A 22,689-nucleotide genomic window follows, 5' to 3' on the forward strand; every position below is an offset into this window, starting at 1 on the left:
CACCCGCTCCGGAGGCCGCTTCCCCGCCCGGCTGCTACCGTCACGTTGCGCGGCGCAGGGCCGGGGCCCGGCAGGGCTTGACGCACGGGAGGCGGCACAGTGGCAGGCAGGAGCTCCGGGATCGTGGCCGGGCTGACGGCGGCGGCCCTGGCCGGGATCGGTTTCCTCGCCTTCCAGGCGAACGCGAGCGCCCCCGAGCACCTCGCGAAGGCCCCCCACTCCCCCAGCGCCTCCCCCTCTCCCTCCGCCGGTCCGGACGGCTCCGGCCAGCGCGGCAAGAAGGGCAGCGGCGGCAAGGAGGCTCCGGCGGCGGTCCCGGCGGACTCCGGCGAGGGCAAGCGGGTCGTGTACGCGCTCGGCGCGGACCGGGTGTGGCTCGTGGACGAGAGCGGCAAGGCGAGCAGGACCTTCGAGGTCACCCCGAGCACCGTCGATCCCGCGCCCGGCACCTACGCGGTGACCTCACGCGCGGAGGGGGTCGTCGGCTCGGACGGGGTCCGGATCGTCAAGGTCGTGCGCTTCGCGGTGACCGACGGCGTCGCGATCGGCTTCAGCGCGGCGGCGGACGGCTCGACGCCGAGGCCGGACCCGGGCTCGCGCACGGGCGGCGTCCGCGAGTCCCTCAAGGACGCGGACGCCATGTGGGACTTCGCGGCGCTGGGCGCGACGGTCGTCGTGGTCAAGTAGGCGGCCGGGCGCGGGGCGCGTCCACACGGGCGACGGTACGGACCGCGCGGGGTCCCTCACGTACGGGGCGCGGGGATCTCCAGGACGGGCCTCGCGGGCGCCGGGCGTAGTACGAGGGGCACCGGCGGGCGCATCGCGTCAGGCACGTCCCGCAGCGGGGGGCGTCGCGACAGGCTCGTCATACGGCGGGAGGGCATCGCCTCCCTGCGCCCGCCCCCTGACACGTACGGCCTCACTCCTCGCGCGTCCCCGTGGGCCCTTCGTCGCGCGCGTCCCTCTCGCTGTCCCGCTCCGCGGGGGACGGCGGGGTGGAGACGGCTGTCGCCGCGGCGCAGGACTCCAGCAGCGTCCGCATCGAGGGGGCGGCGGGCGGCGTGTGGGGGACTTCCGTGGCGGGTGCGGGGGTCGGCATGGCTGCCTCCTGGCATCAGGCGTGGTGAGGTAACCCTCACCAGGTCTTGACCCCCATGTGACCACGCGGGCGGCGCGCGACGCAACATCATGCCGACACCGTGTCGGGAAGCCCTCAGACCCCCCGCAGGTTCAGGAGCGCCGCGCCCGCCGCCGGGTCGTCCTGCCAGCGGGCCCCGTACGCGGTGATCGTCACGAGCCGGGGATCGGCGTCGTCGGCCGCCCCGGCCGCCGGGTCGAGCGCCGTCGCCGTACCCCCGGTGGCCCGGTCGATGCGGATGAGCAGGCGGTCCTCCGTCAGTTCCTCGACCTTCCCCTCCCCCCACTCGACGACCACGACGGAGTCGGTGAGCGAGACGTCCAGGTCGAGGTCCTCCATCGCGTCGAGCCCGCCGCCGAGCCGGTAGGCGTCGACGTGGACGAGCGCGGGGCCGTCGCCGAGCGGCGGGTGGACGCGGGCGATGACGAAGGTCGGCGAGGTGACGGCGCCCCGCACCCCGAGCCCCTCCCCGAGCCCCCGCGTCAGCGTCGTCTTGCCCGCGCCGAGTTCCCCGCTGAGCAGCACGAGATCGCCGGGCCGCAGCAGGGCGGCGAGACGCCGTCCGAGCGCGGTGGTCTCCTCGGGCCCGGCGAGGGAGAAGGCGGGCAGGACGAGAGCGGTGTTCTGCGGTTCCATGGGAGGCACGGTAATAGGCGGCGGACGGACCGCCGTACCGTGCGGGTTCCCCCGGGCCGCGCACGAACCCGTGCGGCGGGGCGTCGCCCCGGAGGCGGGCCGTGCGGCGGGGCGGAGCGGCTCACAGAGACCCGACGGGGTTCGTCGATGACGTCACGGAGCGCCTGGGGCGGCGCGCTCTCGCCGCGGGCGCACACCCCGCCGCCGCCGGGCCTCCCTCCTCCCCGCCGCGTTCACCGCCGCGCCACCGCCTCCAGCAGCCCCGTCATCGCCGCGTTCACCTCGTCCGGGCGCTCCAGGAGGACCAGGTGGCCCGCGCCGGGGACGAGGGTGAGGTCGGCCTCGGGGAGCGCGCTCGCGAGCGCGCGGCTGTGGCTCGCGGGGGTGATGAGGTCGTCCGTGCCCGCGAGGACGAAGGCGGGGCGGCCCCGGAGGAGCGGGAGCGCCGCCGTCTTGTCGTGGGCGGCGAAGGCCGGCCAGAAGGCGGCGACGACCTCCATCGGGGTCGCCTCGATCATGCGGGTCGCGAAACGGGCGAGCACCGGGTCGGTCTCGGCGCCCGCGCCGAAGGAGTAGCGCCGCACGAGCGTGCCGAAGACGTCCGTGACGGCGCGGCGCCCGCGTTCGGCGAGCGCGGGCGCGGAGCCGAGGGCGCGCAGCACCCCGGGCGCGAGCCGCCGCAGCGCCTCCGCGCCGGGCGCGGGCAGGCCCCAGGCGACCTCGTCGAGCCGCCCGGCGGAGGTGCCGACGAGGCCGAGCCCGGCGACGCGCTCGCGCACGAGGTCCGGGTACCGCTCGGCGAGCGCCATGACGGTCATGCCGCCCATCGAGTGCCCGAGCAGGACGAGCGGGCCCGTGGGCGCGGCGGCGTCGATGACGGCCTTGAGGTCGCTGCCGAGCCGGTCGATGGCGGGGGGCGGCGCGCCGGGGGTCCAGCCGGAGCGGCCGTGTCCGCGCTGGTCCCAGTAGACGGCGCGGGCACGGCCCCGCAGGGCGGCGCGCTGGTGGTGCCAGGAGTCCTGGTTGAGGCAGTAGCCGTGCGAGAGGACGACGGTGAAGGGCGCCTCTCCCGCGAGCGGCGCGGCCCCGTCCTCGTAGGGGTCCTCGATCTCGTACGCGAGCGGCGTGCCGTCCGTCGCGAGGGCGGTGCCGGGGGTGCCGCGCAGCGTCCCGTACGGGCTCGTGGCGTCGAGCGCGAGGCGCGCCCGGCGGCGCACGGAGCGTCCCACGGTGAGCCGTTCGACGGCGACTCCGGCGGCGGCCCCCGCGGCGAGCACGCCGACGGCGGCCCCGAGCACCCCGGCCCGCCGCCGCCCGGGGGCGATCGGCAGCGCCGGAAGCGGACCGGGAGGCCCGGCGAGAGGTGCGCTGTCGGCCACGGGGCCCTCCTCGGGGACTCGGGTCGTACGGGACGGGCTCGGCCGGTCGTACGGGACGGGCTCGGCCGGTCGTACGGGACGGGTTCGTCCGGTCGTACGGGACGGGCTCACGTTCTACGGGACTGTTACCCGTTCAGGTGGACGCGTGGCACGCGGCCGCCGACGCGCGTGACGATCTCGTAGACGATGGTGTCCGCCGCGCGCGCCCAGTCCTCCGCGCTCGGTTCGCCCTGGTCCCCGGCGCCGAAGAGGACGGCCTCGCTGCCGGGGGCTGGCGTGTCCCCGCCGAGATCGACGACGAACTGGTCCATCGCGATACGGCCCGCCACGGTGTGCCACTTGCCGTTCACGAGGACCGGCCCGGCGCCCGAGGCGTGCCGGGGGACGCCGTCGCCGTAGCCGAGGGGGACGAGGCCGAGCGTCGTGTCGCCGGGCGTGACGTAGAGGTGCCCGTAACTGACGCCGTGGCCGCCGGGCACCCGCTTGACAAGGGCGAGCGGGGCGACGAGCCGCATGACGGGGCGGAGGCCGAAGTCGGCGTGCGTGCCCAGGGCGGGGCTGGGCGAGAGGCCGTACATCGCGATGCCGGGCCGGACGAGGTCGTAGTGGCTCTCGGGGAGGCTGAGGGTGGCGGGCGAGTTGGCGATGTGCCGGACCTCCGCGCGGACGCCGAGGCGCGCGGCGAGCCCTGTCATCTCCTCGAAGAGGGTGAGCTGGGCGGCGATGGAGGGGTGTCCGGGCTCGTCGGCGCACGCGAAGTGCGACCACAGGCCGACGACCCGGACGAGCCCCTCCGCCTGGAGGGCGAGGGCGTTGCCCACGAGGTCCGGCCAGTCGGTGGGCTGGCAGCCGTTGCGGCCGAGGCCGGTGTCCGCCTTGAGGTGGACACGGGCCGTGCGGCCCGCCGCGCGGGCGGCGGCGGCGACCTCGTCGAGCGCCCACTGCCCGCTCACGGAGACGTCGATGTCCGCCTCGATCGCGGCGCGCCAGGGACCGCCGGGCGTCCACAGCCAGCACAGGACGCGGCCCTCGACACCCCCGGCGCGCAGCGCGAGCGCCTCGGCGGGTGTCGCGACGCCGATCCAGCTCGCCCCCGCCTCCCGCGCGGCCCGCGCACAGGCGAGCGCGCCGTGCCCGTACCCGTCGGCCTTCACCACCGCCATGAACGCCGCACCCGGCGCGCGCTCCCTCAGCAGGCGGACATTGGCCCGCAGAGCGGCAAGATCGATCTCGGCCCGGGGGCCCTGTGCGGTGGTGTTCATCGTGACTCAGTGTCGCACTGCGGCCGAGCGGGGAGCGCGCCAAGGGCGGAGCGGTGTCGGCGCCATGTGCTCGAGGGGCGGGCGTCGTGGCCTGGCGGGGCGTGCCGCGGCCTCGCGGGGCGGTGTGGCGTGGACGCGGGGGTGTCGTGGCTTGGCGGGGGCGGTGTCGTGGCGGCGTGTCGGCGCGGGAGGCGGTGCGTGGCGCACGTGTGGGCCGCGCGCGCAGTGGCCGGAACGCACGTGTGCCACGCCGTGGCCCGGGCGCGCGAGCAGGCCGGGCGCCTCGCGTGTGGTGCGGGCACCGTCCGCACCGCCCGGACGGCGTCCTCCGGGCTCCGGGCTCCGGGCTCCGGGCTCCGGGCTCAGCTTCGCGCCGCCCCCACCCGCGTTCCCCACGTCGGTTCCGCCGCGGCGAGCCAGGCGTCCTGGTGGTCGGCGAGCGGGGTGGTGAGGGGGAGCGGCTGCCAGTGGCAGCGGAAGCGGAGGTTCTCGGCCGCGGCGTGGTGGTCCCAGTGGTCGGGGCCGCCGCGGGGCGCGTGCAGGAGGAAGTACGTGGTGCGGCGGGGGGCGCCGGTCTCCGGGTGGGGGCGGTGGTCGACGGCGAGGGCCCGTACGACGCGGGCGCCCTCGACACCCGTCTCCTCGCGCACCTCGCGCAACACGGCCGCGCTCAGTTCCTCGCCGCTCTCCACACCCCCCGCGGGGATCCGCGTACCGGCCCCCGGCACACCGACGTGATCGAACACCAGCAACTCGGGCCCACGCGCCCCGTACCGCACGACATAGGCAGCCACCCACACCCGGGGCGGAAGAGGGGGATTCATGGGGGAATTGTGGACACAGCCGAGGGGCTCGTGCCACAACAACGGGGCAACAGCGGATGAACGGTCGCGGGGCAGGCGGGACGGGTTGACGCCCCGTCGGCGTTTCGTGCGCCCCTTTCACTCCGCGCCCGCTCCCCCTCTCACGCCCCGCCCGCTTCCTCTCTCACGCCACGCCCGCTCCCCCTCTCACCCCTCCCGCACGTCCCGCCACGCCCCCGGGATCGCCTCCGCCACGTCGTATGCCGTGATCGGGGCGCCTCCCCGGCCGCCGCCCGCCGCGCGCCGGGCCGCCAGGCCGTGGAGGTGGGCGGCGGCGGAGGCCGCGTCGCGCGGGGAGAGGCCGGTGGCGAGGAGGGAGCCGGCGAGGCCGGAGAGGACATCGCCCGCGCCCGCCGTGGCGAGCCAGGAGGTGCCGGTCGCGTTCACTCGTACGGGGGAGGTGCCGCCGGGGTCGGCGACGAGCGTCGTGGAGCCCTTGAGGAGCACGGTCGCGCCGAGGCGGTCGGCGAGTTCGCGCACGGCGTCGAGGCGGCGTGCCTCCACGTCCGCGCGGTCGGCGCCGAGGAGCCGGGCGGCCTCGCCCGCGTGCGGGGTGAGGAGGGTGGGCGCGGTACGGGCGCTGATGCGGTCCGGGCCCGCGAGGCTCAGCGCGTCGGCGTCCATCAGGAGGGGGACGTCCGTCGCGAGCACGTCGTCGAGCGCGGCGCGCGCCTCGTCCCCGTCGCCGAGCCCCGGCCCCACGACCCACGCCTGCACCCGCCCCGCCTCGGAGGGCAGCCCCGAGGACACGAGCGTCTCGGGGTGCCGCGCCGTCACCGCGTCCGCCGCGGGCCCCGCGTACCGCACCGCGCCCGCGCCGCCCCGCAGCGCTCCCGTCACCGCGAGGACCGGCGCCCCCGGATAGCGCGCCGAACCGGCCGCGATCCCCACCACGCCCCGCCGGTACTTGTCGCTCTCCACCCCGGGCACCGGCAGCAGCGCGGCCACGTCCGCGTACTGGAACGCCTCCAGGTCCGGCGCGCCCGGCTCGATGCCGATCGGCACGAGCCGCAGCGCGCCCACGTGCTCGCGACCGGGGTCGATGAGCAGTCCGGGCTTGTAGGTGCCGAAGGTGACCGTCGCGTCGGCCCGCACCGCCTCCCCGTCGACCTCGCCGCTGTCCGCGTCGATGCCGCTCGGCAGATCGACGGCGAGGAGCGCGGGGCGGCCCTCGTGGGCCGCCCGCGCCAGGCGCGCCGCGACGGGCCGCAGCCCGCCCTTGCCGCCGATGCCGACGATCCCGTCGAGCACGAGGTCCGCCTCGCGCACCCGCCGCGTCACCTCGCCGGGCACGTCGGCCCCTTCGGCGCCTTCCGGCGCTTCGAGGACGAGCCCGCCCGCCGCGCGCAGCGCCGCGAGGCCGCCCGCGTGGGCGCGCGCGGGCGAGAGCAGGACGGCGGTGACGCCCGCGCCGCGGCGGGCGAGGGCGGCGCCCGCGTAGAGCGTGTCGCCGCCGTTGTCGCCGCTGCCGACGAGGAGGCAGACGCGACTGCCGTAGACCCGGCCGAGCAGTTCGGCGGCGGCGGTCGCGAGCCCCGTGGCGGCGCGCGCCATGAGCGCCCCGTCCGGCAGTCGGTCCATGAGCCGTTTCTCGGCGGCCCGTACGGTCTCCACGCGGTGAGCGGTACGCATGGTGTCGAGTTTCCCGCAGCGCCCGCCGGTACGCACGGGCAGCCCGGACTGCTTCCGCACGGGCCCGGCCCGGACCGGTTCCTGCGCGGCCCGACGCGGTTCCGTGCGGGTTCCGTACGGGCAGGTCGGCGCCGGTCCCCGGCGGTCCGGCACCGGCTCCGCGGCTGGTCAGTACGAGTGCTCGGCGGTCACCTCCGCGGATACGTCGAGGGCACGCCGCGCCGCGTCGCCGCCCAGGTCGAGCAGGGTCTGCACGAGCGCGTCGACCACCGCGAGGTGGGCGAGGCGGCTCGCGACCGCCTCCAGGCCGAGGACGAGGTCCTGTCCGCCCGCCACGAGCACGCAGTCGCTCGTCTCGGTGAGCGGGGAGCGGACGTAGCTGGTCAGGGCGAGGACGGCGGCGCCCTGGAGGCGGGCGCGGCGGGCCGCGTCCACGGTGGAGCGTGTCGCCCCCGTGTGGCTCACCGCGAGGCACACCGAGCTGTCGGTGAGCAGCCCGGCGGAGAGCTGCGCGGTGAGGGGGTCGGTGGGGGCGTCCACGGCCCGGCCCACCGCGCGCAGCCGGTACGCGGCGTCGGCCACGACGGGTTGTGAGAGGCCGGCGCCCACGACGAGGACCCTGTTCGCCCCGTGCAGCAGGCGCGCGGCCTCGCCGAGCCGCGCGGGGGGCAGGGTGGTGCGCAGCCCGTCGAGCGCCTCGCGGCTCGCGGCGAGTGTCGAGGCGAGGGCGCGCGCCGCCGGATCGGCCGCGTCCCCGGAATCCCCGGCCTCACCGGCCGTCCCCAACTCCGCCACCGGTCGGGGCGTCTGGCGGGCGGCGGCGATCTTCAGCTCCTGGAAGCCGCGGAATTCGAGCCGCTGACACGTGCGCACGACCGAGGAGGGCGCCGTCTCGGCGAGCGCGGCGACCTCGCTCACGCTCAGCCCGACGAGGCCGCCCCCCAGGTCGAGCACGGTGTGCGCGACGCGCGCCTCGGCGCCGCTCAGCCCCGAGAGGTGGGAGCGGATGTGCGCGGCGAGGTCGGCCGGTCTCTTCTCGGAATTCTGTTCCACGAAAGTAGTGTACCTTGGAATTCGGTTCCGTACTCGCCGTGCCGGATGGAACGGCGAGCGGGGAACCGCGTGCCCGAGCCGACCCCCCATGGAAGAAGGAGACCCGTATGCCCGCCGCCGTCCCCGTGGTCGTGCTCACGGCGGCGCTGCTGCACGCCATCTGGAACGCCCTCTCGCACGCCGCCGTCGACAAGGCGGCCCGCACCGTGATGATCAACCTCGTCTACACGGTCTGCGGCGCCCTCATCGTCTGCTGGACCCCTCTCCCCGAGGCGCGCGCCTGGCCGTTCCTGATCGCCTCGGCGCTTCTCCAGGCCGTGTACCAGTGGCTGCTGCTCCAGGCGTACCGGCTCGGCGACTTCGGCCAGATGTACCCGATCGCGCGCGGTACCTCGCCCTGGCTCGTCGCGCTCGCCTCGACGGTCGTGCTCGGCGAGGCGCTGCCCGCGGGACAGGCGCTCGGCGTCGTCGTCATATCCCTGGGCCTGGCAGGGCTCGCCCTCGCGGACGGCCTCCCGGGGCGGGCCCAGTGGCCGGCGCTCGCCGCCGCGCTGGGCACGGGGGTGGTGATCGCGAGCTACACCGTCGTGGACGGGACGGGGGTGCGCGACGCGGGGACCGTGCTCGGGTACATCGGCTGGATGTTCCTGCTCCAGGGCCCCGTCCTGCCGCTCCTCGCCCTGGCCCGCTGGCGCGTGCGCTTCCGCGAGCGGATACGGGTGGGGTGGCGGACGGGGGTGCTCGGCGGGGTGCTCTCGCTGGCGGCGTACGGGCTCGTCGTGGGCGCGCAGGCGTACGGGGACCTGGCGAGCATCGCCGCGCTCCGTGAGACGAGCATCGTGATCGCGGCGGTGATCGGGGTCGTGGTGTTCCGGGAACGACTGGGGAGGTGGCGACTTGTCGCGAGCGCGGTGGTACTGGGCGGGATCGCGGTGCTGGAGCTGGCTTAGGGCCCTGCCCTCCGGGCGGTGCGGGAGCCGGGCGCGCCCGAGCGCGGGCTCATCCCTCCGCGATCACCACCGCCGAGGCCACACCGGCGTCGTGGCTCAGGGAGACGTGCCAGTGGCGGACGCCCAGTTCCGCCGCGCGCGCGGCGACCGTGCCGCGGACGCGGAGGTAGGGGCGGCCCCCCGGCTCGGCGCACACTTCGGCATCGGTCCAGCGCAGCCCGGCGGGGGCGCCCAGCGCCTTGGCGAGCGCCTCCTTCGCCGCGAAGCGGGCGGCGAGCGAGGCGACGCCGCGCGGTTCGCCGTCCGGGAGCGTGGTCTCGCCGCCCGTGAAAAGGCGCTCGGCGAGCTGCGGGGTGCGGCGCAGGGCCGCCCCGAAGCGGTCGATCTCCGCCACGTCGATGCCGACACCGATGATCACGGGAGCCGTTCCTCTCCGGCCGGAACGGGACCCCGGCCCGGGGAAAACCTACGCCCCGGGCCCGGCGGCCCCCTACCCGCCGGGCCCCGAGCGCCCACTACCGGGTCCGCGCCCGCGCGCCCGGAACACCGCGCGCACCACACGCGCACGGCACCCCGCGTCCGCCATCCGGCGTGCGCGGCACGGCGCGCCTCCCACCCCGCATGTCCGGCACCCCGCGCCCGCCACCCGGCGCGCCCCGTCCCCCTCTCACTCCACCGTCACCGACTTCGCCAGGTTCCTCGGCTGGTCGACCTCGTTCCCGCGCGCGGTCGCCAGCTCGCACGCGAAGACCTGGAGGGGGACGGTTGCCACGAGGGGCTGGAGGAGCGTGGGTACCTCCGGGACCTCGATGAGGTGGTCCGCGTACGGGGCGACCGTCTCGTCGCCTTCCTCGGCGATGACGACCGTCCGCGCCCCGCGCGCCCTGATCTCCTGGATGTTGGAGACGATCTTGTCGTGCAGGACGGAGCGGCCGCGCGGCGAGGGGACGAGGACGACGACAGGAAGGCCCTGGTCGATGAGCGCGATCGGCCCGTGCTTCAGCTCGCCGGCGGCGAAGCCCTCGGCGTGCATGTACGCGAGTTCCTTGAGCTTCAGCGCGCCTTCGAGCGCGACGGGGTAGCCGACGTGACGGCCCAGGAAGAGGACCGTGTCGTGCCCGGCGAGGGAGCGGGCCAACTCGCGTACGGGTTCCATCGTTTCGAGGACGCGCTCCAGGTCCCCGGGGATGCCGGCGAGCTCCGCGACGACCTCGCCGATCTCGTCGCCGAACTTCTCGCCTCGGTGCTGGGCGAGCCACAGGGCGACGAGGTAGCAGGCGACGAGCTGGGTCAGGAACGCTTTCGTGGAGGCGACGGCGACCTCGGGCCCCGCGTGGGTGTAGAGGACGGCGTCGGACTCGCGGGGGATCGTCGAGCCGTTGGTGTTGCAGATCGCGAGGACGTGCGCGCCCTGTTCCCGGGCATGGCGCAGCGCCATGAGCGTGTCCATCGTCTCGCCGGACTGCGAGATCGCGATGACGAGCGTGCGGTGGTCGAGGATCGGGTCGCGGTAGCGGAACTCGCTGGCCAGCTCCACCTCGCAGGGCAGCCTCGTCCAGTGCTCGATCGCGTACTTGGCGATGAGTCCGGCGTGGAAGGCGGTGCCGCAGGCGACCACGACGATCTTCGACGTCTCGCGCAGCACCTCGGGCGGGACCCGCACCTCGTCGAGGAGCAGCGTCCCGGACTCGTCGACACGGCCGAGGAGCGTGTCGGCGACGGCCTTCGGCTGCTCGGCGATCTCCTTGAGCATGAAGGAGGCGTAGCCGGACTTCTCGGCCGCCGAGGCGTCCCAGTCCACGTGGTACGTGCGGACCTCGGCCGGGAGCCCGTCGAAGCCGGTGACCGTGACGCCCTCGGGCCGCACCTCGACGACCTGGTCCTGGCCCAGCTCGATCGACGTACGCGTGTGGTCGATGAAGGCGGCGACGTCGGAGGCGAGGAAGTACTCGCCCTCACCGACGCCGACGACGAGCGGGGAGTTGCGGCGGGCGCCGACGACCCGGTCGGGCGCGTCGGCGTGCACGGCGACGAGCGTGAACGCGCCCTGGAGGCGCCCGCACACCTCGCGCATCGCCGCGGCGAGATCGTCGTGCGCGCCGTACGCCTCGGAGAGGAGGTGCGCGACGGTCTCGGTGTCGGTCTCGGACTCCAGGTGGTGGCCCCGGGCGCGGAGTTCGGCACGCAGTTCGGCGAAGTTCTCGATGATGCCGTTGTGCACGACGGCGACGCGGCCCGCGTTGTCGAGGTGGGGATGGGCGTTGGCGTCGTTGGGCGCACCGTGCGTGGCCCAGCGGGTGTGGCCGATGCCGGTCGTCGCGCTCGGCAACGGCCGTTCCATCAGCTCCTTCTCCAGGTTGGCGAGCTTGCCCGACTTCTTCGCCGTCGCGAGACCCCCGTCCGCGAGCACGGCGGCGCCCGCCGAGTCGTAGCCCCGGTACTCCAGGCGACGGAGCCCGGCGAGGACGATGTCAAGAGCCGACTGCGTTCCGGCATATCCCACGATTCCACACATAACGGAAGACTACGGCGAGGGGGCGTCCGCCTCCGGAGAGCGACGCGGCCCCACCGGGCGTCATTCGCGTGCCGTCGTGAGCGGCGCACGGCGCTCGGCCGCCTCGCGGCGCGGCTCACCGCCGAAGCGGTGGGCGTCCGCCCGCGCCCACATGTCCTCCCCTCTGTCCTCGTCGGGCAGCTCCTCGGCCAGCGCGGCGAGCCGCGCCTCGCGGGTCGCGCCGCGCGTGACGCACCCCACCCCCGCCGCACGCAACATGAGCGCAACAATGGGAGGTGTGATCACCTCACCCCCGAGGAGCGCCCACCGCAGGCCGGAGGCGACTCCCTACGTGGATCTGACCAGGGACGAGTGGAGCGCGCTGCGCGCCAAGACCCCGCTGCCGCTGACGGCCGAGGAGGTCGAGAGGCTGCGCGGCCTCGGCGACGTCATCGACCTCGACGAGGTGCGGGAGATCTACCTGCCGCTCTCGCGCCTGCTGAACCTGTACGTGGACGCCAACGACGCCCTGCGCGGTTCGCTCAACACCTTCCTCGGCGAGCAGGGCACGCAGTACGGCACGCCGTTCGTGATCGGGGTGGCGGGAAGCGTCGCGGTCGGCAAGTCCACCGTCGCGCGCCTGCTCAAGGCGCTGCTCGCGCGGTGGCCGGAGCATCCGCGCGTCGAACTGGTCACGACGGACGGTTTCCTGCTGCCGATGGCGGAGCTGGAGAAGCGCGGCCTCATGGCGCGCAAGGGCTTCCCCGAGTCGTACGACCGCCGCGCGCTCACCCGCTTCGTGGCGGATGTGAAGGCGGGCAAGGACAACGTCACCGCGCCCGTGTACTCGCACCTGACCTACGACATCGTCCCCGGCGAGCGCCTCACCGTCGCGCGCCCGGACATCCTCATCGTGGAGGGCCTCAACGTCCTCCAGCCCGCCCTGCCGGGCAGCGACGGCCGCACCAGGGTCGGCCTCGCGGACTACTTCGACTTCAGTGTCTACGTGGACGCGCGCCCGCAGGACATCCGCGAGTGGTACCTCAACCGCTTCCGCCGCCTGCGCGAGACGGCCTTCCAGGACCCGTCCTCGTACTTCCGCAAGTACACCCAGGTCTCCGAGGAGGAAGCCCTCGCCTACGCCCGCAAGACCTGGCACACCATCAACGAGCCGAATCTCATCGAGAACGTGGCACCGACCCGGGGCCGCGCGACACTCGTCATACGGAAGGGCCCTGACCACAAGGTCCAGCGCGTCCGCCTGCGCAAGCTCTGACCCCCCGTCCGCACCGGGGCCCACCGCCCACGCCACGGGTCACCGGCACCGTCCCCGCAGGCGGCCTGAATTCGCCTCAGCGCGGCTGAAGTTCACTGGTCGCCGGCCCCCGTACCGCAGTGGCCGGGGCTTTTGGGGGCTCGCTCCCTCGCTCAGGGACCTGGGGCCCGGGGACCCGGCCAATCGGAAGGCCCATGCCGCCACGCCGGGCGTACCGTGCCGCGCCCCGCCGCATCCGCCGCACCGGCCGTCCCCGCCGCCGAGGCAGGAAGCCAGCGGGGCAGCGGCGACAACGTGGACGTGCACGACGGCCTCGGCGTCTCGGCCGACGACCAGGGCGACGTCGAGCAGCAACGGCACCCAGGACTTCACGTACGCGCCACTCGCTCGCCTCGACGGGGCTCTACGGCACCCGCGCCACCCCGGCCCAGAACCCGCTGCGCTCCTGCGGCGGGACCCGGTCCTCCTGCTGGTACCAGTAGTTGGCCGTGACGAGGCCGGGGGCCACGAGGTCGAGGCCGGTGAAGAACCGCTCGACCTCATGGCGCGTGCGCATCCGCAGCGGGATGGCGCCGCGCCGGTAGCTGTCCTTCGTCGTCTCCTCCAGTTCGGGGTGCTCGTCCGCCGTCCCGTGCGTCAGGACGAGGTAGCTCCCGGGCGCCAGGCCGGAGACGAGGGTGCGCACGAGCCCGTACGGGTCCTGGTCGTCGGGCAGGAAGTGCAGGAGCGCGATGAGCGAGAGCGCGACGGGCTGCCGCAGGTCGAGTAAGTCGCCCGCGCGGTCGAGGAGTTCGCCGGGGGCGCGGACGTCCGCGTCGAGGTAGTGCGTGGCACCCTCGGGCGTGCCGACGAGGAGCGCGGCGCAGTGCGCGAGCACGAGCGGGTCGTTGTCGGCGTAGAGGACGCGGGCGCTCGGGACGAGTTCCTGCACGACCTGATGGAGGTTCGGCTCGGTCGGGATACCGCTGCCGATGTCGAGGTACTGCCGTACGCCGCGCCCTGCCACATACCGGGCCGCGCGGTGCATGAACTGCCGGTTCCAGCGCGCGTTCTGCCGCGCGGCGGCTGGCAGCCCCTCCCCCACGGCGCGGTCGGCCGGGAAGTTGTCCACACCCCCGAGCAGCCAGTCGTAGACGCGCGCGGGGTGCGGCCTGCTGGTGTCGACGCGGGGGTCGTAGCTCATGAAAAGGGTCCTTCGTGGGGCGAACCTGACGCGGCTGACGGGGAGATGACAGACCTCCAGGATGCCGCACCGTCGCCCCGACCGCGTCCCGGGTCGGGCCCGGCGCCGTCCGCCCCCGCCGGTCACCTCCGGCAGCTCCGGCCACGGCAGTCGCCGGGCGGGGAGGGTCAGGGGGTCGGCGAGGACGGTGCCGAAGAGGCGCGGCCACCCTGTTCGAGGGTGCCCGCCTCCGGCCGCACTCCCCGTACGCGAGCGCGACGGCCGCCTTCGGCGCGGCGGGCACTGTCGTCACCGAGATCGCCACGCCGACGTGCGGGCAGGACCCCGAGGAGTTCGCCGGTGGCCGCGCGGGCGGCGCCCGTCTTGTGCGACCCCGCCCCGCCGACCCCGCCGAACCACCTCAGCCCGCACCCTCCACGGCGCCCGGCGGAACCCCGGTAAACCCCGCGCAACGGAGCACGTGGAGCCCATGGCCCTGCCCTGCGCCGCCCACGAAACCCCGCGAGCCGCCCTCAGCCCTCAGCCCTCAGCCCTCAGCCCTCAGCCCTCAGCCCTCAGCCCAGCGTCGACTTCACGACGTCCGCCAGCCCGCTCGCCACCGACCGGGCCTGCTCGATGTCCGCCGCCTCGACCATGACCCGCACGAGCGGCTCCGTGCCCGAAGGCCGGAGGAGGACCCGGCCCGTCGTGCCGAGGGCGTGCTCGGCCTCCTCGACGGCGGTGCGCAGCTCGGGCGCCGAGGCGACGCGGGAGCGGTCGACGTCGGGGACGTTGACGAGGACCTGCGGCAGGCGCGTGACGACGGAGGCGAGGTCGGCGAGGGAGCGCCCCGTCTCGGCCATGCGCGCGGCGAGCATGAGGCCGGTCAGGGTGCCGTCGCCCGTCGTGGCGTGGTCGAGGAGGATGACGTGCCCGGACTGCTCGCCGCCGAGCGCGTACCCGCGCGCCTTCATGCGTTCGAGCACGTAGCGGTCGCCGACGCCCGTCTCCTCGACGTGCACGCCCTCGCGCTCCATGGCGAGCTTGAAGCCGAGGTTCGACATGACGGTCGCGACGACGGTGTTCTTGCGGAGCGTCCCGTGCTCGCGCATCGCGAGGGCGAGGACGGCGAGGATCTGGTCGCCGTCGATCTCGCGGCCCTCGGCGTCGACGGCGAGGCAGCGGTCGGCGTCGCCGTCGTGCGCGATGCCGAAATCGGCCCGGTGGGCGACGACCGCGGCCTGGAGCTGGGCGAGGTGCGTGGAGCCGACCCCGTCGTTGATGTTGAGGCCGTCGGGCTCGGTGCCGATCGTCGTGATGACCTCGGCCCCGGCGCGCGCGAAGGCTTCCGGCGAGACGCGGGCGGCGGCGCCGTGCGCCTCGTCGAGGACGACGCGGAGGCCGTCGAGGCGGTTGGGGAGTACGGCGACGAGGTGCGCCACGTACTGGTCGAAGCCCTCGTCGTAGTCACGGACCCGGCCGACGTCCGCGCCGGTCGGCCGCGACCACTCCGCGGCGCCGGGCTCGCGGTGGCTGTGGTACTGGGCCTCGATGCGGTCCTCCAGCTCGTCGGCGAGCTTGTGCCCGCCGCGCGCGAGGAACTTGATGCCGTTGTCCGGCATGGCGTTGTGGCTCGCCGAGAGCATGACGCCGAAGTCGGCGCCGAGCACGCCGGTCAGGTGGGCGATCGCGGGGGTCGGCAGCACGCCGACGCGCAGCACGTCCACCCCGGCGCTCGCGAGGCCCGCGACGACGGCGGACTCCAGGAACTCGCCCGAGGCGCGCGGATCACGTCCCACCACGGCGGTCGGCCGGTGCCCCGGCCTGCTCCCGATCTCGCCCAGTACGTGTGCCGCCGCGACCGCGAGCCCGAGCGCGAGCTCGGCCGTCAGATCAACGCCCGCGACCCCGCGTACGCCGTCCGTCCCGAAGAGCCGTCCCACCTGGATTCCTCCCGCTCGCTGTCACGAGCGGCCCCGCCGTTCACCGGGCCGCCGCACTTCGCACATCAGTTGTTATACGTCATACCGCATAGGCCGGGTTGCCCCGGGGACCTCGGGCGCCCGACGGGTTTCCCCGGGGACGCGAACGCCCCGGCGGCACGGAGAGTGCCGCCGGGGCGAACAAGCGATACGGCAAGGGCCGCGATCAGCGCTTGCTGTACTGCGGGGCCTTGCGGGCCTTCTTGAGACCGGCCTTCTTGCGCTCGACGGCACGGTCGTCGCGGCGGAGGAAGCCCGCCTTCTTGAGGGCGCCGCGGTTGTTGTCCACGTCGGCCTCGTTCAGCGCGCGGGCCACGCCGAGGCGCAGGGCGCCGGCCTGACCCGAGACGCCGCCACCCGCGATGCGGGCGATGACGTCGTAGCGGTTGTCGAGTTCGAGCACCTTGAAGGGCTCGTTGACTTCCTGCTGGTGCACCTTGTTGGGGAAGTAGTCCTCAAGGGTGCGACCGTTGATCTTCCACTTGCCGGAGCCCGGGACGATCCGGACACGGGCGATCGCGTTCTTGCGACGGCCCAGCCCGGCGGCCGGCTGCGGCTCGCCGAAGGCGGAGGCGAGGGACTCCGAGGTGTACTCGCCCTCGACGGGGACCTCGGACTCGGTGGTGTACTGCTCGACGTCGACAGCCTCTTCGATCGGCTGCTCGGCGGTGGTCTCGGCCACGATGCTCCTCAGAATTCTCTGTGTCTTAGGGGGTGGCCGGACTTACTGCGCGACCTGAGTGATCTCGAACGGCTGCGGCTGCTGCGCACCGTGCGGGTGCTGCTCACCCGCGTACACCTTCAGCTTCGAGAGCATCTGACGGCCGAGGGTGTTCTTCGGGAGCATGCCCTTGACGGCCTTCTCGACGGCCTTCTCCGGGTTGTTCGCGAGGAGGTCGTCGTAACGGACCGACCGCAGACCGCCCGGGTAGCCCGAGTGACGGTAGGCGAGCTTCTGGGTCCGCTTGTTGCCGGAGAGGTGCACCTTGTCGGCGTTGATGATGACGACGAAGTCACCGGTGTCGACGTGGGGGGCGTAGATCGGCTTGTGCTTGCCCCGCAGGAGGCTGGCGGCGGTCGACGCCAGACGGCCCAGGACAACGTCCCGGGCGTCGATGACGTGCCACTGGCGAGTCACATCGCCGGGCTTGGGGCTGTACGTACGCACTGGTCGTAGCCTTCGCTTCTTCTGTGATGGGTGTCCCCCGGACCGAGTACGGCCAGGGAGGGGGTCCTGACATGGCCACCACGGACGATCACGACAGCCCTCGACGCACTCGTCGACGCAAACGCGTGCGTACCGCTGGTCATCGGCTTGGTGGACCGGTGTAAGGGCCCCTCACGTGAGAATGAGCAAGCCAATACACAACGAGAAGCCAGGCTACCCGCCAGTCCCCGTACGGGTCAAAATCGCCGTCCGCGCCGAGCCTCGGCGACCACGGCCGCGCCCGTGCCGCGACGCGCACCACGCCCCGTGCCGGGCGCCCGCCCGGCGCTCGCCGCGCGCCCGTGCCCGAGGCCCGTCGCGCCCCGGGCCGCGACCCGTGCCGGTGCCGTCCGTGCCGCGCCCGCGCGAGCGGTCCGCTCCGGGCCCGTCCCCCGCGTTCGCGGTGTGACTAGTATGCGCGCCATGAGCTTTGGGCACGGGGGACCCCATGGTGACGGCGGCGGCTTCGGCGGGGGCGGGCAGGCCCCGGACTGGAACGCGCTCGCGGAGGACAACGCCCGCGCGAAGCGCCGCAGGACGGTGCTGTGGACGGCCTTCGGCGTCGTCGCCACCGGGCTCGTCGCCGCGATCGTCGCGACCGTCGTCGTCACGGTGAACAAGGACGACGGCAAGAGGACCGACGAGACGCACAAGAGCCTCCCGCCCACGGCGACGCTCCCCAGTCCCTCCACGAGCGCGAGCCCCCGCTTCTCCTCGGTCGCGCCCCGCCCCGTCCCGAGCCCCAGCGAGTTCCTCAACAGCGCGGCCCGCGACACGGCCCCGCTCACGGCCGCGGGTCTCTTCCCCGGCGGCGAGGTGCGTCTCGACGGCGGTACGTACGAGAAGGGCCCCCTCGCCGCGACGGGCGACTGCGCGACGGCGGCCCAGGGGGCGCTCGGCGGCGTGCTCTCGGCGAACGGCTGCCGTCAGTTGCTGCGCGCGACGTACACGAAGGACGGGGTCGCCGTCACGGTCGGTGTCGCGGTCTTCGACTCGGCGGGCGCGGCGGCCAGGGCGAAGGAGCAGGCGCGCGGGAACGTCGCCTCGCTGGCGGGCTCCGGGGTCCCGGTCTTCTGCCGCACGACGGTGTGCCGCAGCACCACCAACGCCTTCGCCCGGTACGTCTACCTCACGGTCGGCGGCTTCCGGGACGGCAAGGCGGTCACGAAGGCCGACACGGAGGTCTTCCGCGCGGGCGACGAGCTGTCGACGTACACCTTCCGGCAGATCTACGCCCGCGGCGTCGCGGCCGCGTCGAGAGCGGCGGCGTCCCCGGCCCCGTGACCCCGGAGCGCCCGCGCTCCGCCAGCCCCGTGACCCGAGAGCGCCCGCGCTCGCCCGGCGCCATGCCCCCGGACCGCCGAAGCTCCCCCGGCCGCGTCACGCCGTGGAACCCCTGCGCCGGGGAACCCGCTGCTCAGTGGTCCCCCCGCATCCGCAGCCGCAGCGGCACGAGCGCGCTCTCCAACTGCGTCCGCAGGGTCATCTTCGAGGCCCCCTCGGTCCGCTCCTCGAAGCGGATGGGGACCTCGACGGCTCGGTGCCCGGCGCGCGTGGCCTTGTACTTCAGCTCGACCTGGAAGCTGTAGCCCGCGCTGTCGAGCGTCGCGAGGTCGAGGTCGCGCAGGGTCGCCGCCGACCACAGGTTGTAGCCCGCGGTGATGTCGCGGATGTCGCTGCCGAGCACGGCGCGCGCGTAGGCGTTGGCGAAGCGCGAGAGCAGCACGCGGTGGCGGCCCCACTCCTCGTCGAGCTGCCCGCCCTCGACGTACCGGCTGCCCACGACGAGCCCGGCGTCCTCGGCGCGCGCGGCGGCGAGCATCCGGACGACGGCCTCGACGGGGTGGCTCCCGTCGGCGTCCATCTGCACGACGAACTCGGCGTCCTCCTCCAGGGCCGCGCTCATCCCCGCGACGTACGCGCGCCCGAGGCCGTCCTTCTCGGTGCGGTGCAGCACGGTCATCCGCGGCCGCTCCCCGGCGGTGTTGTACTTCTCCGCCAGCTCGTCGGCCAGCTCCCCCGTGCCGTCCGGGCTGGAGTCGTCGACGATCTTCAGCTGGAGCGCGGGCAGCGGCAGCGCGAGCACGGCCTCCGCCATCCGCGGCAGGTTCGCCGCCTCGTTGTACGTGGGCATGACGACGGTGACGCGCGCGGCGTCGCCCTGCGCGGCGTTCTCCGGCGTCTCCGGTCCGGCTGACGACTGACTCACGGGCTTGCTCCTCGGCGGAAAGGGACGGGAAGGGGAGGTCAGGAGGCGTGCACCGCGCGGCCGGCGGCGCCGTCGTCGCGGGAGTGCTCCGCCGCGCTGCGCGTGAACAACAGGACCCTGACGTGGTGGAGCGGCTTCGTGTCCGCGAGGCGGAAGCCGGCGCGGATGGCCTTCGCGTTCGCGCGCGGCATGTCCCCGTACGGGTCGTCGCCGAACGCGGTCGTGACGAGCCACAGGCGCTTCGTCGTGGCGAGGCAGCTCGCGGGGCGCGGGCACTCCCGCGCGCCGTAGGACCCCAGCTCCTGCGGGGTCTGGTAGAGGAGCACGTCCTCGGGCCGCCGCGCGGCGTCGCGCAGCTCGTAGTCGAGCGCGCGCCGCTCGGAGAACTGGCCCCCGTACGCGAGCGCGTCGCCCTTCTTCTGGTGCGCGAGGAGGTACGCCGCGGCCCCCCGGAAGTCCGGCTCGCCCGCGATGTCGGCGCGCGCGGTCCTCAGACCAGGCTGGGCGGCGAGGGTGAGCCCGGCGACCGCGACGAGCCCGAGGACGAGTCCGGCGGTCCGCAGCGCGCGCGGCCCCTCGCCGTTGAGCCGCCCGCCCGCGCGGCCGAGCGCCGCGGCGGCGAGCAGCACCCAGGCGGGCACGGTGAAGAGCAGGTAGCGCGGCAGGAAGAGGTGGAGCTGCGCTGCGGTCGCGAAGGTGAGCAGCGGCGGCAGCACCGCCCACAGCGCGAAGGGCAGCAGGTACCCGCGGACGAAGCACGCGCCGACGACGGCGAGGGCCAGGACCGGCACGGCGACCGCCCAGCTCCCGAAGAGCTGCTCCGGGTAGGTCCGCAGGTCGTGGAGGGTCGGGTTGTTCCACGCGATCTGCCCGCTCTGGCCGCTGCCCGCGAGCGCCATCGGCAGCACGAGGCACAGCCCGATGAGCGCGGCGGCGGTCCACGCCCAGCCCGCGATGCGGTCCCCCGCGCGGCGGGCGCGGACGACGAGCGCGAGGTGGGCCGCGAGGACGCACAGCGAGGCGAGGTGGCTCCAGCCGATGAGCGGCACGGTGAGCGCGTACGCGCACCAGCCCTTGAAGCCGTGCCGTTCGAGCAGTCGCAGGAGCAGCAGCGTCGAGAGGAGCACGGCGGCGACGGCGAAGGCGTACGGGCGCACTTCCTGCCCGTAGCGCGTGATCCCCGGGACGACCGCGAAGGCGAGCCCGGCGACGAGCCCGACGCGTGCGGTGAACAGGTGCCGTCCGAGCAGCCCGAGCAGCCCCGCCGCCACCGCCATCGCGAGCGCGCCGGGGACCCGCAGGGCCGTCTCGGAGTCGCCGAAGACCGCGATCCAGACGTGCATCCCGAGGTAGTAGGGGATGAAGACGATGTCGATCGACTTGGTGAGGACGCTCAGGTCGTGGAGCGACAGCGAGGCCGCCCACCACGTCGCGTGCTCGTCGCGCCACAGCTGGCGGTCGCCGAGGCCGGGCAGGAGCATGGCGAGCGCGAGCAGCGTGGGCAGTGCGAAGACGGGCACCCAGGTGCGCCGCCCGCCGCGGTCGCGGCGGGGCGCGGGCGGCTCGGCGGGGCCGTCCTCGCGCGGCACTGCGGGCCGGACGGCCCCCGGGACCCGGGCGGCCGCCCCGGCGGCGGCGTCGGCGGCACGGCGCAGCTGACTCGGCAGGAAGAGGCTCATGGTGCGGGTCGACTCGGACTCGCCGTCGAAGGACGTGTCCCGCTCCAGCGGTCGGTTCACTGTTTGACCCATATCCGGTAGACCGAGTCTCCGCTGCTCGTCGTGGTGGGGAAGCGCCCCGTCAGGCGGTAGTGCGGGTTGCCGCGCAGCGCCTTCTCGACCGCCGCGTCGACCTCGGGCGTGACCCCACCGCGCAGCATGATCGCGTCGAACCGCGCGTCACGCACGGCCGCGGCGAACCCGGCCGGGTCGGAGCCCTCGTACCGCGTGCCGTCCTTCGCCGTGTACGCGAAGAAGGTCGTGTTGACCCACTGGTTCCACCCGGTGCGGTCGCGCAGCAGGTAGGCGGGCACCTCGGACTCCTCGGCGAGGTAGAGCCCCTTCCTGTCGACGACCGTGCGCAGGTACTTCGCGGGGCCGCGCGCGTCCGGCCAGCTGAAGGCGTTCTGCGCCTGCACCATGCCGAGCACGAGCGTCAGCACGAAGAGCATGATGCCGAGCTGGGGGTTGCGGAAGTGCGGCCCGATGAGCCGGGACATGCCGAGCCCGGCCATGGGCGCGGCGAAGAGCAGCCCGAAGCCGACGTGCTTGAAGAGCGAGACCTCCGTGTGGAGGTGGATCTGGTACGCGGGGGCGAGGAACGCGGTCCCCGTCAGGAGCGTGCCGAGCAGCGCGCGCCGCCAGCGCCCGGGGGTGCTGCCCCGTACCCACGGCATCTCGACCATGCGCGCCCGCAGCACGTACGCGATGCTGCCTCCGGCCGCCGTGAGCACGAGCAGGCCGCCCCACTGGGCGCTGTGGTCGAGCAGCCGGCTCGCCGGGTCCCCGCCGTGCGCGCGGTCGGTCGTCGTGGACGTGATGCCGCCGAGCGGCCCGGAGAGGGCGTAACCGGCGCCGAGCAGCGCGAGGACGCCGAGGCCGAGCACGACGCCGCGCAGCAGCGTGCGCGCGCCGCGCTGCCGGTAGGCGGTGAGCACCGCGAGGAGCACGAGCGTCGGGACGTACAGTGCCGCCGCGTACTTGACGCCGCACGCGAGCGCGAGGGGCGGTGCCGCGAGCAGCACGGCCGGTGCGCGCATCCGCCCGGTGCGCACGACGAGCCACAGGCCGAGCGCGAGCAGGAAGAGCGCGGCGCCGTCGTACGTCGCGAGGCGGCCGAGCGTGAGGGTCGGCTGCACGACGGCGAAGAGCGCGGCGGCGCCGAGCGCGGAGCGCGCGTTGAAGAGGCGGCGCGTGCTCGCGTACAGGAGCGTCGTCGTCGCGAGGAGGAAGAGGAGGCTCAGGAAGCGGACCCCGGAGAGCCCGAAGCGGTCGTCGACGAGCGCGGCGAGCACGGGGTAGAGCTTGGGGTGCCCCGAGAAGTAGGCGGCGAAGTCGACCGGCAGCGGCGTGCCGTGGAGCAGGTTCGCGAGTTCGTAGTGGCCCGAGGCGATGTACAGCGCCTCGTCCTGGAAGACGGAGCCGCCGAGCCGCAGCGTGAGGATCGCCTGCACGAGGAGCACGCACACCAGCGCGCCCCGGCTGATCAGCGTCGACCTGCGGGTGTCCACGGACCACGCCGACTCGGGCACCTCGGGCACGCGGTACCCGGGGACGGGCGCGCGCTGCGGGTTGAGGTCGAAGGCGTCCGCCTGCGGCGCGGGGACGCGGGCGGCGTCCTGGGCGGGGGGATCGAGGGCGGGGTCGGCGGCGGCCGGGGGGTACGGGGCGCCGGCGCTCCCGTAGGGCGGCGGGGCGGCGTCGTTCCCGTACGGGTACGGGGCGGCT

General features: G+C 74.7%; 21 protein-coding genes. 4 read left to right on the plus strand and 17 right to left on the minus strand.

Annotation, left to right across the window (positions count from 1 at the left end; all coding sequences use genetic code 11):
- Positions 1-99: 99 nt before the first annotated feature.
- Entirely contained in the window at positions 100-687 is a 588-nt protein-coding gene (locus tag IF99_RS0100565) for a hypothetical protein (RefSeq protein ID WP_030994271.1), read from the plus strand.
- A 232-nt stretch (positions 688-919) separates the two neighbouring features.
- Here the strand turns inward: IF99_RS0100565 and IF99_RS0100570 are convergent, their stop codons facing one another.
- From IF99_RS0100570 to IF99_RS0100600, 7 genes are all read right to left on the minus strand, one after another.
- On the minus strand, positions 920-1,099 hold the full coding sequence (locus IF99_RS0100570; protein WP_030994272.1) for a hypothetical protein: 180 nt from the start codon (positions 1,097-1,099) through the stop codon (positions 920-922).
- Positions 1,100-1,213: 114 nt separating this feature from the next.
- The gene (tsaE, locus tag IF99_RS0100575) at positions 1,214-1,774 is read right to left on the minus strand and encodes a tRNA (adenosine(37)-N6)-threonylcarbamoyltransferase complex ATPase subunit type 1 TsaE (protein ID WP_030994273.1); all 561 of its coding nucleotides are present in this window, start codon (positions 1,772-1,774) and stop codon (positions 1,214-1,216) included.
- 233 nt (positions 1,775-2,007) lie between these two features.
- Positions 2,008-3,153 (minus strand): alpha/beta fold hydrolase, encoded by a 1,146-nt coding sequence (locus IF99_RS0100580; RefSeq protein WP_030994274.1) that lies wholly within the window; start codon positions 3,151-3,153, stop codon positions 2,008-2,010.
- A 125-nt stretch (positions 3,154-3,278) separates the two neighbouring features.
- A complete protein-coding gene (gene alr / locus IF99_RS0100585; protein WP_030994275.1) occupies positions 3,279-4,415 on the minus strand; it encodes an alanine racemase in 1,137 nt (378 codons plus the stop codon).
- A gap of 362 nt (positions 4,416-4,777) precedes the next feature.
- The gene (locus IF99_RS0100590) at positions 4,778-5,239 is read right to left on the minus strand and encodes an NUDIX hydrolase (protein WP_030994276.1); all 462 of its coding nucleotides are present in this window, start codon (positions 5,237-5,239) and stop codon (positions 4,778-4,780) included.
- A 186-nt stretch (positions 5,240-5,425) separates the two neighbouring features.
- Positions 5,426-6,910: an NAD(P)H-hydrate dehydratase gene (locus IF99_RS0100595; RefSeq protein WP_030994277.1), complete on the minus strand. Its 1,485-nt coding sequence runs from the start codon at positions 6,908-6,910 to the stop codon at positions 5,426-5,428.
- A 168-nt stretch (positions 6,911-7,078) separates the two neighbouring features.
- The gene (locus IF99_RS0100600; protein ID WP_030994278.1) at positions 7,079-7,963 is read right to left on the minus strand and encodes a MurR/RpiR family transcriptional regulator; all 885 of its coding nucleotides are present in this window, start codon (positions 7,961-7,963) and stop codon (positions 7,079-7,081) included.
- A gap of 107 nt (positions 7,964-8,070) precedes the next feature.
- Between IF99_RS0100600 and IF99_RS0100605 the strand changes: the two genes are divergently transcribed.
- Entirely contained in the window at positions 8,071-8,913 is an 843-nt protein-coding gene (locus IF99_RS0100605) for an EamA family transporter (protein ID WP_030994279.1), read from the plus strand.
- Between the two features lie 49 nt (positions 8,914-8,962).
- On the opposite strand, the gene IF99_RS0100610 is transcribed toward IF99_RS0100605, so the two are convergent.
- The 3 genes from IF99_RS0100610 to IF99_RS30450 all read right to left on the minus strand — a co-directional run bounded on the left by IF99_RS0100610 (position 8,963) and on the right by IF99_RS30450 (position 11,686).
- Positions 8,963-9,331, minus strand: coding sequence for a holo-ACP synthase (locus tag IF99_RS0100610; RefSeq protein ID WP_030994280.1), 369 nt, complete (start codon positions 9,329-9,331; stop codon positions 8,963-8,965).
- Between the two features lie 249 nt (positions 9,332-9,580).
- Positions 9,581-11,428, minus strand: a complete 1,848-nt coding sequence (gene glmS, locus IF99_RS0100615) for a glutamine--fructose-6-phosphate transaminase (isomerizing) (protein WP_030994281.1) — start codon at positions 11,426-11,428, stop codon at positions 9,581-9,583.
- A gap of 60 nt (positions 11,429-11,488) precedes the next feature.
- Positions 11,489-11,686, minus strand: a complete 198-nt coding sequence (locus IF99_RS30450) for a hypothetical protein (protein ID WP_037826250.1) — start codon at positions 11,684-11,686, stop codon at positions 11,489-11,491.
- A 10-nt stretch (positions 11,687-11,696) separates the two neighbouring features.
- On the opposite strand from IF99_RS30450, the gene coaA reads away from it, so the two are divergent.
- Positions 11,697-12,683, plus strand: a complete 987-nt coding sequence (coaA, locus tag IF99_RS0100625; protein WP_030994282.1) for a type I pantothenate kinase — start codon at positions 11,697-11,699, stop codon at positions 12,681-12,683.
- Between the two features lie 403 nt (positions 12,684-13,086).
- On the opposite strand, the gene IF99_RS0100630 is transcribed toward coaA, so the two are convergent.
- The 4 genes from IF99_RS0100630 to rplM form a co-directional block, all read right to left on the minus strand.
- Positions 13,087-13,866, minus strand: coding sequence for an SAM-dependent methyltransferase (locus tag IF99_RS0100630; RefSeq protein ID WP_030994283.1), 780 nt, complete (start codon positions 13,864-13,866; stop codon positions 13,087-13,089).
- A 554-nt stretch (positions 13,867-14,420) separates the two neighbouring features.
- Entirely contained in the window at positions 14,421-15,788 is a 1,368-nt protein-coding gene (gene glmM / locus IF99_RS0100635; protein WP_030994284.1) for a phosphoglucosamine mutase, read from the minus strand.
- Positions 15,789-15,993: 205 nt separating this feature from the next.
- Positions 15,994-16,509 carry a 30S ribosomal protein S9 gene (gene rpsI, locus IF99_RS0100640; protein ID WP_007826038.1) on the minus strand — a complete coding sequence of 172 codons (516 nt, stop codon included), beginning with the start codon at positions 16,507-16,509 and terminating at the stop codon, positions 15,994-15,996.
- 42 nt (positions 16,510-16,551) lie between these two features.
- A complete protein-coding gene (gene rplM / locus IF99_RS0100645; RefSeq protein ID WP_008747498.1) occupies positions 16,552-16,995 on the minus strand; it encodes a 50S ribosomal protein L13 in 444 nt (147 codons plus the stop codon).
- Between the two features lie 462 nt (positions 16,996-17,457).
- Between rplM and IF99_RS0100650 the strand changes: the two genes are divergently transcribed.
- Positions 17,458-18,318, plus strand: a complete 861-nt coding sequence (locus tag IF99_RS0100650) for a hypothetical protein (protein WP_030994285.1) — start codon at positions 17,458-17,460, stop codon at positions 18,316-18,318.
- Between the two features lie 133 nt (positions 18,319-18,451).
- Here the strand turns inward: IF99_RS0100650 and IF99_RS0100655 are convergent, their stop codons facing one another.
- Genes IF99_RS0100655 through IF99_RS0100665 form a run of 3 tightly spaced genes read right to left on the minus strand, consistent with a single transcriptional unit; the run spans position 18,452 to position 22,502 of the window.
- The gene (locus IF99_RS0100655) at positions 18,452-19,243 is read right to left on the minus strand and encodes a polyprenol monophosphomannose synthase (protein WP_030994286.1); all 792 of its coding nucleotides are present in this window, start codon (positions 19,241-19,243) and stop codon (positions 18,452-18,454) included.
- 38 nt (positions 19,244-19,281) lie between these two features.
- Positions 19,282-20,982, minus strand: coding sequence for a glycosyltransferase family 39 protein (locus IF99_RS0100660; protein ID WP_234340534.1), 1,701 nt, complete (start codon positions 20,980-20,982; stop codon positions 19,282-19,284).
- A complete protein-coding gene (locus IF99_RS0100665; protein ID WP_037826273.1) occupies positions 20,979-22,502 on the minus strand; it encodes a glycosyltransferase family 39 protein in 1,524 nt (507 codons plus the stop codon). The genes IF99_RS0100660 and IF99_RS0100665 overlap by 4 nt, the downstream gene beginning before the upstream one ends.
- Between the last annotated feature and the right edge of the window lie 187 nt (positions 22,503-22,689).

Origin of the sequence: Streptomyces sp. NRRL F-5630, from assembly GCF_000719475.1 — a bacterium.
Taxonomy (GTDB): domain Bacteria; phylum Actinomycetota; class Actinomycetes; order Streptomycetales; family Streptomycetaceae; genus Streptomyces.